This is a genomic window from Aureimonas pseudogalii (assembly GCF_014196835.1).
GTDB classification, from domain to species: Bacteria; Pseudomonadota; Alphaproteobacteria; order Rhizobiales; family Rhizobiaceae; genus Aureimonas; species Aureimonas pseudogalii.
Genome location: NZ_JACIEK010000009.1, coordinates 153,656 through 166,520, shown reverse-complemented (window position 1 = coordinate 166,520; position 12,865 = coordinate 153,656). Strand labels below are relative to the sequence as shown.

12 protein-coding genes are annotated in these 12,865 nt (G+C 68.8%); 4 read left to right on the top strand and 8 right to left on the bottom strand.

Annotation, left to right across the window (positions count from 1 at the left end):
• Window positions 1-24 precede the first annotated feature (24 nt).
• A complete protein-coding gene (locus GGR04_RS16065) occupies window positions 25-990 on the bottom strand; it encodes an ROK family protein (protein WP_183200930.1) in 966 nt (321 codons plus the stop codon).
• 154 nt (window positions 991-1,144) lie between these two features.
• On the opposite strand from GGR04_RS16065, the gene GGR04_RS16060 reads away from it, so the two are divergent.
• On the top strand, window positions 1,145-1,879 hold the full coding sequence (locus tag GGR04_RS16060) for a copper homeostasis protein CutC (protein ID WP_183200929.1): 735 nt from the start codon (window positions 1,145-1,147) through the stop codon (window positions 1,877-1,879).
• A 10-nt stretch (window positions 1,880-1,889) separates the two neighbouring features.
• Here the strand turns inward: GGR04_RS16060 and GGR04_RS16055 are convergent, their stop codons facing one another.
• Entirely contained in the window at window positions 1,890-2,216 is a 327-nt protein-coding gene (locus GGR04_RS16055; RefSeq protein ID WP_183200928.1) for a BLUF domain-containing protein, read from the bottom strand.
• A gap of 229 nt (window positions 2,217-2,445) precedes the next feature.
• On the opposite strand from GGR04_RS16055, the gene GGR04_RS16050 reads away from it, so the two are divergent.
• Window positions 2,446-4,407 (top strand): putative bifunctional diguanylate cyclase/phosphodiesterase, encoded by a 1,962-nt coding sequence (locus GGR04_RS16050; protein WP_183200927.1) that lies wholly within the window; start codon window positions 2,446-2,448, stop codon window positions 4,405-4,407.
• Window positions 4,408-4,419: 12 nt separating this feature from the next.
• Here GGR04_RS16050 and GGR04_RS16045 read toward each other — a convergent pair whose 3' ends face one another.
• Entirely contained in the window at window positions 4,420-5,892 is a 1,473-nt protein-coding gene (locus GGR04_RS16045) for a mannitol dehydrogenase family protein (protein ID WP_183200926.1), read from the bottom strand.
• Between the two features lie 248 nt (window positions 5,893-6,140).
• On the opposite strand from GGR04_RS16045, the gene GGR04_RS23725 reads away from it, so the two are divergent.
• Window positions 6,141-6,407 carry a hypothetical protein gene (locus GGR04_RS23725; protein ID WP_210291829.1) on the top strand — a complete coding sequence of 89 codons (267 nt, stop codon included), beginning with the start codon at window positions 6,141-6,143 and terminating at the stop codon, window positions 6,405-6,407.
• Window positions 6,408-6,438: 31 nt separating this feature from the next.
• Here GGR04_RS23725 and GGR04_RS16040 read toward each other — a convergent pair whose 3' ends face one another.
• From GGR04_RS16040 to GGR04_RS16020, 5 genes are all read right to left on the bottom strand, one after another.
• On the bottom strand, window positions 6,439-6,888 hold the full coding sequence (locus GGR04_RS16040; RefSeq protein ID WP_210291828.1) for a MarR family winged helix-turn-helix transcriptional regulator: 450 nt from the start codon (window positions 6,886-6,888) through the stop codon (window positions 6,439-6,441).
• Window positions 6,889-7,295: 407 nt separating this feature from the next.
• On the bottom strand, window positions 7,296-8,321 hold the full coding sequence (locus GGR04_RS16035) for a sensor histidine kinase (protein ID WP_183200924.1): 1,026 nt from the start codon (window positions 8,319-8,321) through the stop codon (window positions 7,296-7,298).
• Window positions 8,322-8,326: 5 nt separating this feature from the next.
• Complete coding sequence (locus tag GGR04_RS16030; protein WP_183200957.1) at window positions 8,327-8,749, bottom strand: response regulator; 423 nt, start codon at window positions 8,747-8,749, stop codon at window positions 8,327-8,329.
• Between the two features lie 23 nt (window positions 8,750-8,772).
• The gene (locus GGR04_RS16025) at window positions 8,773-10,257 is read right to left on the bottom strand and encodes a sensor histidine kinase (RefSeq protein ID WP_210291827.1); all 1,485 of its coding nucleotides are present in this window, start codon (window positions 10,255-10,257) and stop codon (window positions 8,773-8,775) included.
• A gap of 5 nt (window positions 10,258-10,262) precedes the next feature.
• A complete protein-coding gene (locus tag GGR04_RS16020; protein ID WP_183200923.1) occupies window positions 10,263-11,000 on the bottom strand; it encodes a hypothetical protein in 738 nt (245 codons plus the stop codon).
• A 281-nt stretch (window positions 11,001-11,281) separates the two neighbouring features.
• Between GGR04_RS16020 and GGR04_RS16015 the strand changes: the two genes are divergently transcribed.
• Window positions 11,282-12,865, top strand: coding sequence for an aldehyde dehydrogenase (NADP(+)) (locus GGR04_RS16015; protein ID WP_183200922.1), 1,584 nt, complete (start codon window positions 11,282-11,284; stop codon window positions 12,863-12,865).

Here is a 12,865-nt window from a genome sequence, read left to right as displayed (position 1 = left end):
GCCGCGTTCACGGGCGCCCGCGGGTTAGCCGCTTGCCGCGGACCCGAGCGCCAGCAACGCTGCGCCGATCAGACCGGCATCCGCGCCGAGGATCGCCGGGCGCACCACGGGATCGGCGGTCCGGCGCAGGATGCGCGCCCGCACCGCGCGGTCGAGCGCGTCCACCAGCGGCGCGACGTTCGACAGGCCCCCGCCCACCGGCACGAGCGAGGCGCCGGTGAGGTTGAGCACCATCGCCAGCGGGCCGGCGAGAAGATCGAGATAGAGCTCCACCGCGGCGCGCGCCTGCGCCTCGCCCGCGAGCCAGGCCGCGAGGAGGGCGCGGCTGTCGCGCATGGTGCCGTTCAGCACGCTGTCGAGCCGCTCCAGCCCGCGCGCGCCGCCCACCGTGTCGAGGCAGCCGATCTGCCCGCAGCCGCAGCGAAGCACGGGAACGGCGATGCCACCGACGATGCGCTCGCCCACCACCGGCCCGTGGCCCCACTCGCCGGAGACGCCCCCCGCTCCCTCCAGGATGCGACCGTCGATCACCAGTCCGCCGCCGACGCCGGTGCCGAGAATGATGCCAAATACCGTGCGATGGCCGGCGCCGGCGCCCTGCAGGGCTTCGGCCAGCGCGAAGCAGTCGGCATCGTTGGCGGCGAGCACCGGGCGGGCGAGGGCCGGCCCGAGTTCGCGCGCCACCGGTCGCCCGTTGATGCAGCCGATGTTGGCGGCGATGGAGATGCCGCTTTCGGGATCGATCGTGCCGGCGACCGACAGCGCCAGCGGCAGGGTGCCGCCGGGGTCGGCGGCCTCCGCCAGCGCCGCCATCGTCGCCGTGAAGGCGGCCCAGTCGTGTGCGGGGTTCGGCCGGTGCAGGAGCGCGAGCGGCCGGCCCGTCCGGTCGGCCGCCGCGAACTTGATGAAGGAGCCGCCGATGTCGGCGGCCAGCACGGCGGCGCCGGCCTCGCGCGCCTGCCGAGAGAAATCCGAAAGCTCGAAATCCATGGATTCCTCCGACAGGGCCGGAAAGGCCGCCTCGCGACGCTCATAATGCGGACGCTCGCGAAAATCACCTGTCCGCTCGCACCTCGCCCTGCGATCGCGCTGGAACGGCGAGGGCGGCCATGCGATGGCAGGCCCGCGAACGGGAGGACGGCGGATGGTGACCCTGGAGATCTGCGTCGACACGCCGGCGGGCCTCGCCGCGGCGATCGAGGGCGGCGCCGACCGCATCGAACTCTGCTCGGCGCTGGCGCTCGGCGGCCTGACGCCGACGCCGGGGCTGATGCATCTCGCCGCCCGTGCGCCGGTTCCCGTCTACGCGATGATCCGCCCGCGGGCGGGGTCGTTCCGCTGGAGCGCGGACGAGGTGGAGGCGATGCGAGCGGAGATCCGCGCGGTGCGCGCCGTCGGCCTCGCTGGCGTCGTCCTCGGCGCCTCGCGAGACGATCTGACGCTCGATCAAACCCTGCTCGACCTCCTCCTCGCGGAGGCGCGGGGGCTCGGCACGACGCTCCACCGCGCCTTCGATCTCGTGCCCGACCGGGCGGCGGCGCTCGAAACCGCCGTAGCGCTTGGCTTCGAGCGGATCCTGACGTCGGGCGGCGCGATCACGGCACCCGAGGGCGCGGCGGCGCTCGGCGAACTCGTGAACCAGGCCGGCGGGCGCATCGCCATCATGGCGGGAAGCGGCGTGCGAGCCGAAACGGTCGCGAAGCTTCTCGATCGAGGTCTTCGCGAGATCCACGCCTCCTGCGCGCGTCCGCTGCCGGTGCCGCCCGACTTAGCGCTGCTGCGCTTCGGCTTTGCCTTGCCCAGCCAGACCGAAACCGAAATGGAGGCCGTCCGCGCTCTGCGCCGCGCCGTTGCAGGCGGCGACAGCCTGCGACCCTAGGCGATCGACCTCAGGTCAGCTGTGTCAGGAACACCACGTCGGCGAGCGGGCGTCGCACCATGCCCCAGTATCGGAAGCTCATCCGCTCCACCGTCTTGTGTTCGAGTTCCTCCAGATCCTCGTGGCGCGGGTCGGCCTTGATCTTGTCGAACAGCGCCATGACGGCCGCATCCGGCCCCTCGAGGATCTGCATCACGCGGTGGCCCTCGAAGGCGATGCACCCGGTGACGCCGAGAGCGAGGTTGCGCGTGCGGAACCGCTCCATCTCGCCCATCAGCTCGGCCAGATGCATGTCGGAGCCGATCCGGCTGACGTAGCTGATATGAAGAAGAGACATGGCGGCCGGCAAATTTCCAATGGCAGCGGCGCTCGGCATGCAAGCGTTTGAAGGGGACGACGAACCCTATGTAAACGCCCGATGCGGGTTGACCAGTTTCGCGGCGCGAAATCCGCCTGCGACCAATTCGGACCGTAGGTTTTCTTTAGCGTCCACGTCGGCAGAGCCAGCTTTTTAACGTGTGTCATTTTATTCTGCACCTGTCGTCGGACACCTGACGGGAGCAATCATGACCTTTTGGACGAAGCTGACCGGACGCGCCATCGCCACGAAATCGGATGCGGCCAGCGATCGCCTCGTGTCGTGCCAGGTGATCGAGCTGCGCAAGCAGATCCCGCTCCTGTACTCGCTCCTCGTCATCAACGCGGCGGCGATCGTCTTCACGCATCTGTCGTCCGTGCCCTTCTGGCTCGGCCCGGGAGCGGTGATGGTTCTGTCGGTCGTCTGCCTGATCCGCGGCTTGCAATGGTCCGCCGTGCGCCCGGAGCAGTTCACGCCGGCGCAGTCCCGCACCCAGCTTCGCCGCACCACGCGCCTCGGCGTCGGAATCAGCGTCGTGTTCCTCGCCTGGGCGCTGGCTCTCGGCCAGTATGGCGGCCCCTACGAGAAGGCGCATGTCGCCAACTTCATCGCCGTCACGGTCGTCGGCTGCATCTTCTGCCTGATGCATCTGCCCTCGGCGGCCCGCTGGGTGGTGCTCGCGGTCAGCGGTCCGCTCCTCGTCTACTACATCTCCTCCGGCGAACCCGTGCTCATCGCCATCGCCTTCAACATCACCTTCGTCATGATCGTGATGGTGCGCGTGGTCGAGAACAATTTCCAGGGCTTCGTCCAGCTCATCGAGTCGCGCTCGGCCCTCGCCGACAAGCAGGACGAGACGCAGCGCCTGATGGAGGAGAACCGCCATCTCGCCTTCACCGACAGCCTGACGCTGCTGCCCAATCGACGCTTCTTCTTCCAGTCGCTCGAGGAAACGCTCGAGGCGCGCGGCGAGACCGGCGAGCCCTTCGCCCTCGCGATCCTCGACCTCGACCGGTTCAAGCCGATCAACGACACCCATGGCCATCTCGTCGGCGATCGGGTGCTCGTCGAAACCGGCCGCCGCCTCGCCGCCTTCGTCGGCGAGGGCGTTTTAGCCGTGCGGCTGGGGGGCGACGAGTTCGGCCTGCTGATCCTGGATGCGACGTCGAGCGAGGCGGTGGCGCAGCTCTGCCGCAGCCTGTGCGAGGCGCTGGCCGCGCCCATCGACTGCGGTGAGACGGTGGTGGCGCCCGGCTGCTCGGCCGGCGTCGCTTTCTATCCGGCGGCCGGACGCACCGCCGCGGCGCTCTTCGACCGCGCCGACTATGCGCTCTACCATTCCAAGGAAAAGGCCCGCGGCGCGGTGACGCTGTTCTCGCAGGACCACGAGGACGCGATCCGCTCCGAGCGCTCCGTGGAGACCGCCCTGCAGATTTCCGATCTCGAACGCGAGATGGAGGTCCACTTTCAGCCGATCTGCGATCTCCAGACCGACCGCATCGTCATGTTGGAAGCTCTGGCCCGCTGGACCAACCCGCTGCTCGGCCGCATCCCGCCCGACCGGTTCATCGCCGCCGCCGAGCGGTGCGGCCTGATCCACCGCCTGACGCTGCTGCTGCTGCGCAAGGCGCTCGCCGACATCCGGCGGCTTCCCGCCGATATCGGCCTCTCGTTCAATCTCTCGTCCCACGATCTCACCTCGCCCGAGACGGTGCTGGCGATCATGTCGGCGGTGCGCAACAGCGGCATCGAGCCGGGCCGCATCACGCTGGAACTGACCGAGACCGCGCTGATGCGCGACTTCGATCTGGCGCAGCGCTCGATCGAGGTTCTGCGCGCGCTCGGCATGCGCATCGCGCTCGACGATTTCGGCACCGGCTATTCGAGCCTCGGCTACGTCCACCGGCTGGCGCTGGACAAGATCAAGATCGACCGGTCCTTCATGGCCGACATCGACGCACGCTCCGGGCGCAGCATCGTGGCGACGGTCCTCGATCTCTCGCAGAACCTGTCGCTCGACTGCATCGCGGAGGGCGTCGAGACCGAGGCGCAGCTCGCGACGTTGCGTCGCCTGGGCTGCCGGTTCGCGCAAGGCTATCTCATCGGCCGACCCGAGCCGATCGCCGCCCTCGAAGGCCGCTGGCCGGCCGCGAATGCCGCGACCGGCTGACCAGCCTCGGCCTCAGCCTTGGGGCGCCTCGAGGAACGCGGTGAGCGTCGGGCGCACGCCCCGGCTCCAGAGCGAGGCGAGGTGGTCGGAGAAGAGGCCGGCATAGACGGCGTCGTCGACGAGATCGCCGAAGATCACGCGCTGCTCGAGAAAGCGTCGCGGCTCGCTGCGGGCGGCCTTCGCGGCGCTCTGGAGCTGGTCCCAGTTCGGATCGTTCGGCTCCACCACGGTGCCGTCCTCCATCGTTCCCTCGCAGTAGCGGCACCAGAGCGCGCCGACGAGCGCCAGACCCGAAACGTCGTCGCCGCGCGCGCGCAGCTCGCGCACCGCCGGCAGCACGAATTTCGGCTGGCGGTTCGAGCCGTCCAGCGCCAGGCGCCGGATCGTGTCGCCGATCGCCGGGTTGGCGAAGCGGTGGGCGACGGTGGCCAGATAGTCCTCGCGGCTCACCCCTTCGATCTCCGGCGAGGCGGGCAGCAGGTAGCCGGTCTCCACACGCTCGAAGAAGCGCAGGATCAGCGGGTCTCGCATCGCCTCGTGCGCGTAGGTCAGGCCGACGAGGGCGGCCGGGTAGGCGATCGTCGCGTGGCCGGCGTTGAGGATGCGCAGCTTCATCAGCTCGTAGGGCGTCACGTCCTCGACGAAGGTGACGCCGACCGTCTCCAGCGCCGGGCGACCGGACGAGAAGCGGTCCTCGATCACCCATTGCCGGAACGGCTCGCAGAAGACCGGGCGCCGGTCCGAAATCGCATGGTCGCGCGCGAGCGCATCGATCTGGCTCGGATGGGTGGCGGGCGTGATGCGGTCGACCATCGAGTTGGGGAAGGCGATCTCGCGGCCGACGAAGGCGGCGAGATCGGCGTCCACCCGCTCCGCCAGACCCTCGACGAGCCGGCGCGTCAGCACGCCGTTATGCGGAAGGTTGTCGCAGGAGAGCACCGTGAACGACGCGATGCCGGCGTCGCGCCGCGCGCGGATGGCGGCGAGCACGAGGCCGAACACGGTCTTCGGCGCCGACAGATCGGCCGCGTCGGCGGCGAGATCGGGATGCGACAGATCGGGCGTGTCGCCGTTCATGTAGTAGCCGCCCTCGGTGATCGTCAGCGACACGATGCGGGTCTCGGGCGCGGTCAGCGCGGCGAGCATTCCGGCGCGGTCGCCGGGCTCGACGAAGCGCAGGATCGAGCCGACGACGCGGGTGCGCGACACGCCCTCGTCGACCTCGGTCACCGTGTAGAGGCCGTCCTGCGCCGTCAGGTCGTCGCGCAGCGCCTTGTCCTCGGAGCGCACGCTGAGGCCGGTGACGCCCCATTCATGGCCGGTTCCCGTGGCGAAGAGATCGTCGAGATAGACGCATTGATGGGCGCGGTGGAAGTTGCCGACGCCGATATGGACCAGCCCCGAGCGCAGCCCCGAGCGATCGTAGGCGGGCACGGCGACCCGCTCGCCCAATTCCTTCAACGTGGCGTTCGAAACGTCGGTCATGTCCGCTGATCCCATCCGCGTGTGCTCGCGACGATCCGGGTGCCCGTCCGACGGGTTTCGAGCCGGTTCGCCGATCCGGCCTGCTCCTACATCATCGCTCCGCGATGCGGAATCGATTTCACGTGCATCGCTCTACCGGAACGGGAGGCGGCGCGCTCGCGAGAAGCGCCGGGTTGCAGCGCCGGATGGATCGCCGCGCACGCATGTTCCCGTTGCGTTCCGAATGGGCGACGGGCAGGGTCTCCGCCATGGCGCAACCGATCCGAGATTTCGACGAGGCCGTGGGCCGCAATCTGGCGATGCGAATCGTCTGCGGGCGCTGCGCGCGCGAGGTGCTGATCGCCGCACGCTCGCTTCGGGGATGGGTGAGGCCGGGCGCCGACGTCGGGTCGATCGCCTTCCGATGCGAAGGCTGCGGTGCATCGGCGGCGACGGTCCGCTGTTGCGAGGTCTTCGGCGGGCGCGAAAGCCTCTCGTCGTGGACGCCGCCGGCTCGGCCGGCTCCCTATGATTGAGACTTGTCCGGTCGTGCGGACGCCGCGAGGTTCAGGCCAGGGTCGATCCGTTCAGCGAATCACGGACCCGCAGGATCGCCTGGCGCAACCTCGTCGCCTCGGCATGGGACTCTCCCGTCGCCGCTTCGATCTCGGCCGGAATGGTTCGCGCCTTTTCGCGCATCGCCTGGCCCGCATCCGTCAGCGTGATGTCGACGACGCGTTCGTCGCGCGTCGATCGCGTGCGAGACACCAGTCCGGCGGCTTCCAGCCGCTTGAGCAACGGCGTGAGCGTCGAAGAGTCCAGCAACATCTTTTCGCCGAGGCTCCCGACCGTCTGCGGCTCGGACCGCCATAGGATCAGCATCACCAGATATTGCGGATAGGTGATGCCGAGCGTGTCCAGTCGCGGCTTGTAGAGCCGGTTGAAGGCGTGTGCAGTCGAGTAGACCGCGAAGCAGAGTTGCTCGTCGAGCTGGAACTTGCCGTCGTTGACCATCATACGCCTCCGCGAACGATGCCGGTGATCGTTCAAAAACACGAGCCGGCGTTATGACACGATCTTAAAGGAAATTCGATGGGGCGCGAGACAAATCTCGCCCTTTCCGAGTATCGCAGGCGATATACTTTTGCAGGATGCGCGAAACGACTATCGCGATGCACCCGCGAGCCTTCGTGATGCTCTGGCGCTTGGGTGATATCTCGTGAAGCGCTCGTCATGGGGAGGGGCTGCAGCAGGGAGGCATGGTCTTCGGACGCCTCGGTCCTCGCCGTGCTCCGCGGTCCCCCCTGACCCATGCCGGTCGGTTTGCGCTCGCTTGCCCCCGACCTTTTCCGGGCTTTGCCGCGCCTTGTGAGCCCGAGCGCCGCCCCCGATACCGCGCCCGACGCGGATCGCGGAACCGCTCGTCAGATCGCCGCGTGCAGACGTGCGCGAACGCCGCGTTCGCCGTGCTCGATGGCGATGTCCGATCCCAGACTCTGCGCCATGATCCGCACCAGCTTGGAGCCCGTTCCCGTGCCCTTGGGGCCTTCGCCCGCCGTGTAGCCGCAACCGTCGTCTTCGACCTGCAGCACGAAGGTCTGCTCGCCGTCCGCCAGGAGGCTGACCCGGATCTCGCCGGGCTCGTCTTCGCGATAGGCATATTTGAACGCGTTCGACACGAGCTCGGTGACGATGACGCCCACCGACACCGCCTTGTCGGTGGCCAGGCGGATCGGCGCGATCTCGAACCGCAGGCGACCGGGCGCGCCCGGCGCGATCCAGGTGGTCTCCACCTCGCTGAGAAGCGTCGAGAGGTAGTCGGGCAGATCGACCGTATCGATCTCGCCCGACGAATAGAGCCGCTTGTGGACCTGCGCGATGGCGGTGATCCGCTGCTGCGTGTCACGCAGCGCCGCGCGCGCCTCTTCGCCCGTCGCCGACGAGGCCTGCATGCGAACGAGGGCGGAGACGATCTGCAAGGAGTTGGCGACCCGGTGGTTGGCCTCCTTGAGGAGCGCGGCGAGACGCTCGTTGCTCAGTCGCAGATCGGCCTCGGCGCGGGCCTTGTCGCGCACCAGATGCGCGCGTTCGAGAACCTGGCGAAAGCTGGAGGCGAGGAGATCGAAGAAGTCCTCGCCGATGGTCTTCACCACGTAGTCTGCGGCGCCCGCCTTCAGCGCGGCCACCGCGACGCGGCTCTCCTCCGATCCGGTGACGTAGACGATCGGCGGCGGGTTGGCGAAGGCGGCGATCAGCGCCATCGTCTCCAGTCCGTCCTTGCCCGGCATGTAGTGATCGACCGCCACGAGGTCGAACGGCTCGGCCGTGAGCCGGGCGATGCCCTCTTCCGCGCTCGCCGCCGTCTCCATGTCGAAGTCGCGCCGACGCATCGCGCGCCGGATGAGGAGCCGCAGGCCGTCGTCGTCGTCGATGTAGAGGATGCGGGGCAATCGGTTCAGTGTCCGTCGCCGAGGGGATCGGGAAGCTGGATCACCGACAGGAAGAGGCCGAGCTGGCGGATCGCCTGGGCAAAGCTCTCGTAGTTTACCGGCTTGGTGATGTAGACGTTGGCGCCGAGATCGTAGCACCGTTGGATCTCGATCTTGTCGTCGGTGGTGGTCAACACCACCACGGGCGTGCGCCGGAGCGGACCGGTGGAGTCCTTCATCCGCGTCAGGATGTCGGTGCCGCTCATGTCCGGCAGGTTGAGATCGAGCAGCACGAGCGCCGGGCCGTTGTGCGAAGGGCCTTCCGGTGCTTCGAGAAGATAGCGCAGCGCCGAGGTTCCGTCGGTGAAATGGCGGATCTCGTTGTTGACCCCGGCGCGCCGGATGTTCTTCTCGATGAGGCGCGCGTGGCCCTCGTCGTCCTCGACCATCACGATGGTCACGCTGTTCTTCGTCACGATGCGTGCGCTCCTTCGGCGATGGCGAGATCCGCGAGCATGGAAACGCGGAATGTCGCACCCGCGTCAAGCGCCGAGTCGCAGGAGATGACGCCGCCGAGCCGATAGACGAGTGCCCGCACATGCGCGAGGCCGATGCCTTCGCCCGGCTGGTCCTGCGCGCCGGAGCGCCGGAAGAGGTCGAACACCCGGTCGTGATCCTTGGGGTCGATGCCGCGACCGTTGTCCTCCACCTCGAACACGGCGCGATTGCCGAGGCGCCGCCCGCGGATCTTCACCACGCTCGTCTGGCCCGCCTTCCCGTATTTGAGGGCGTTCTCGACGAGGTTGGAGAAGATCTGCTCCACCGCCACCCGGTCGCTGGAGATCGCGGGAAGGCGCTCGACCTCCACCCGTGCGCCGGTCTCGCTCAGCCGGTGCTGCAAGCTCTCGGTGATGCCGGCGATCACGGCGTTCATGTCGAGCCGCTCGGGCGCGAGAACCCGGCGTCCCTCGCGCGACAGGCGGAGGATCGCATTGATCAGCCGGTCCATCTTCTGCGTCGACGAGCGGATGAAGCCGGTCGCCTCGGGCAGGTCCTCGCGCACGGCGAGCCGCGTCTCCTCGTCGAGGATCGCGGGGGCCTCCGCCTCAGCGCGGTCGACGAGGCGCCGGAGCGTCGCCGTGACGCTTTCGAGCTCGCTCGTGAATCCCATGACGTTGACGAGCGGCGAGCGCAGGTCGTGGCTGACGATGTAGGCGAAGCGCTGGATCTCGTCGTTGGCGCGCTGCAACTCGGCAGTGCGGGCCTCGACCGCGCCTTCGAGATCGCCGTTCAGCACCGCGAGGCGCTCGCTCGACGATTTCAGCGCCCGCATGACGCGCCGCGTCGCCCAGATCGTGCCTCCCGCGACGAAGGCCAGCACGAGGGCGCCGACGCCGATGACGAGATAGGAGGTCGCCACCGCCCGGTTCAGCCGCTGCGTGCGCGCCGCCAGAAGCTGCCGTTCCTCCCCCGAGATCTCGTCTCCGATCTCGCGGATGCCCGCGATCAGCTGCGTCGTGCGGTCGAAGGCGAAGGGGGCGGCCTGTCCGGGCGGCAAAGTGCGCCGGGTCTCGATCGACTGGCGAAGAATCGCCAGATGCTGTCGGCTGGTGGCCTCCAGTTGCTCGAAGCGGTCCGTCTGGTCGGAATTGTCGGCGACCAGCGTGTGGAGCCGGTCGAGAGCCGCCGGGATCTGCGATGCCGTCTCCTCGAAGACGCGGGCGAAGTTTTCGTCGGGATCGAGCAGAAAGCCGCGCCGGGAGGTCTCGACGCGCTCGGCCATCGTCCGGAACTGCGCGAGCGACAGTTCGACCTCCAGGGAGTGCGCGACGAGCGCGGTGTTCTCCTGCGTCTTCAGCACCAGCCAGCCGATCGCCAGCCCCACCAGCACGAGCAGGGCGAAGCCCGCCGTGACGGCGCCGACCGCGAACCGACCGAAGTTGCGCGTCAATCTCACCCGCGTCAGGCCATTTCGCCGACACGGACGGGGAGGGAGAACCGGGCCTCGATCTCCGGGTCCAGCCGCCCGGCGATCCAGTCGGCGTCCTCTTCGGTCAGGGGCTCGTAGCGCGTCGGCTCGAAGACGCGGTTGCCGTTGCCCTTGTAGGACCAGAGCGCCTCGAACTCCGCGGCGGCGGCCAACCCGGTGGCGTCGGCAAGGCTTTCGATCACGCGTCGCGGCTGAGCCTGCAGGGTCTCCAGCGACAGAAGCGCGACGTTGTGGGCGCGTTGGTGCAGGTCCGACCAGTGACGCAGCTTCGCCGTCCGCTTGGCGATGGGATCAGCGAAGCGCAGGCCCGTCGCCGGGTCGCGCTCGTGCATCATCTCGCGTCCGCGCGAGGGATGAAGGGCATCGACGCCCCAGAACTCGTCGTCCCAATAGGCGTGCCAGGGCGAGCGGATGAACTGCGAGAAGGGTAGGCGCTTGATGTCGTCATGGGCGTGCCAGGGCTGGCGGTGCAGGCTGCGCAGCCAGTCGAACGCGCTGCGGGCGATCACCAGCACGAGGACGTCGTCGCGAAACAGAACCTGCTCGGGCACGAACCAGTGCTTGAAGCCGTAATCCTGCGTCACCGCATCTGCGCCCAGATTGGCCTGCAGCGTGCGCACGATCGCGTGCGTGCCGCTGCATCGCTGACCGTAGACCTGAATATGGCGTATCGGCGTCCGCGAACGCACGAGGAGGCGCAGGCCGGACATCGGCTCGCTCCATCCCATCGACCCGTCAGTCACCTCGTCCCGCCCCCTCGTATCCGACCCCTCGGTTCAGCCAAGAAAGGGCGGATGCCCGGAGTATCAAGAGCAGACGAGAAAGGACGCGCACGACGTTCGCTCGGCATCGCCGATCGGGACAATCATCAGACATTTCCATCGGCGATGGCCCCCAAACGGTTCCCCTTCGGCTTCAAGCGCGCTATGGCCTGCCGATGCTTCCAGAAGCGGACGGGAAACCCCCGCCCGAACGGCAAGGACGAACGAACATGACGATTCTCGGCGAACAGATCATCGGACATGCGGTCGCCAAGGGGACCAACGGAGAGCTGAAGGGTCTCGACGCGGCGACCGGCCAGGCGATCGAGCCGGCCTTCGGCGGCGCTTCGCTCGCCGATCTCGACCGCGCATGCGCGCTCGCGGACGAGGCCTTCGACGCCTATCGCGAGACGAGCCTGGAGGCGCGCGCCGCCTTCCTCGAGGCGATCGCCGACGAGATCCTGGCGCTCGGCGACGAGCTGATCGAGCGTTGCTGCCAGGAAAGCGGCCTGCCGCGCCCGCGCATCGAGGGCGAGCGTGGCCGCACGATGGGCCAGCTGAAGATGTTCGCGGGCGTCTTGCGCGACGGCGGCTTCCTCGACGCGCGCGTCGATCCCGCCATGCCCGACCGCAAGCCGATGGCCCGCGTCGACCTGCGTCTGCGCAACATCGGCCTCGGCCCCGTCGCCGTGTTCGGCGCTTCCAACTTCCCGCTGGCCTTCTCGGTGGCCGGCGGCGACACGGCCTCGGCGCTCGCGGCCGGTTGCCCGGTGGTCGCCAAGGCCCATTCCGCCCATCCCGGCACGTCGGAGCTCGTCGGGCGCGCCGTCTTGAAGGCGGCGCAGCGTTGCGGCATGCCCGAGGGCGTGTTCTCGCTGCTCTTCGGAACGGGCCGCGAGATCGGCCAGGGCCTCGTCGCCGACCACCGCATCAAGGCCGTCGGCTTCACCGGCTCGCGCGCCGGCGGCACGGCGCTGATGAAGGTCGCCGCCGCCCGGCCCGAGCCGATTCCGGTCTATGCCGAGATGAGCTCGATCAACCCGGTGATTCTCTTCCCGGCCGCGCTCGCCGCCCATGCCGCCGCCACCGGCAAGGCCTTCGCGGGTTCGCTGACGCTCGGCGCCGGCCAGTTCTGCACCAATCCCGGCCTCGTGCTGGCGGTGGAGGGCCCCGATCTCGACGCCTTCGTCGCGGCGGCTTCCGAAGCGCTCTCCGCCATGCCGGCGGCGGTCATGCTGACGCCTGGCATCCACAAGGCCTATGCCGACGGCGTCGCGGCGATCGAGAGCCATGATGCGGTGAAGACGGTGGCCAAGGGCCAGGCGGGTGGCGAACTACGCGGGCAGGCCGCCCTGTTCCGGGTCTCGGCCACCGACTTCCTGGCCCATCCCGAGCTGCAGGACGAAGTGTTCGGCGCCGCGTCGATCGTGATCGCCTGCCGCGACGAGGCCGAGCTGCACAAGGTGGTGCGCTCGCTCGAAGGCCAGCTGACCGCCGCGATCCACATCGAGGAAGGCGACCACGAGGCCGCGAAGGCGATGCTGCCGCTGCTCGAGCGCAAGGTCGGGCGCATCCTCGTCAACGGTTTCGGCACCGGCGTCGAGGTCGGCCATGCGATGGTGCATGGCGGCCCGTACCCGTCCACGGCCGACGGGCGCTCGACCTCGGTCGGCTCCAAGGCGATCGAACGCTTCCTGCGCCCGGTGTCCTACCAGGACGTGCCGGACGCGCTGCTGCCCGACGCCTTGAAGGACGCCAACCCGCTCGGCCTCTGGCGCCGCCACGACGGCAAGCTCGTCGCGCCGAAGGGCTGA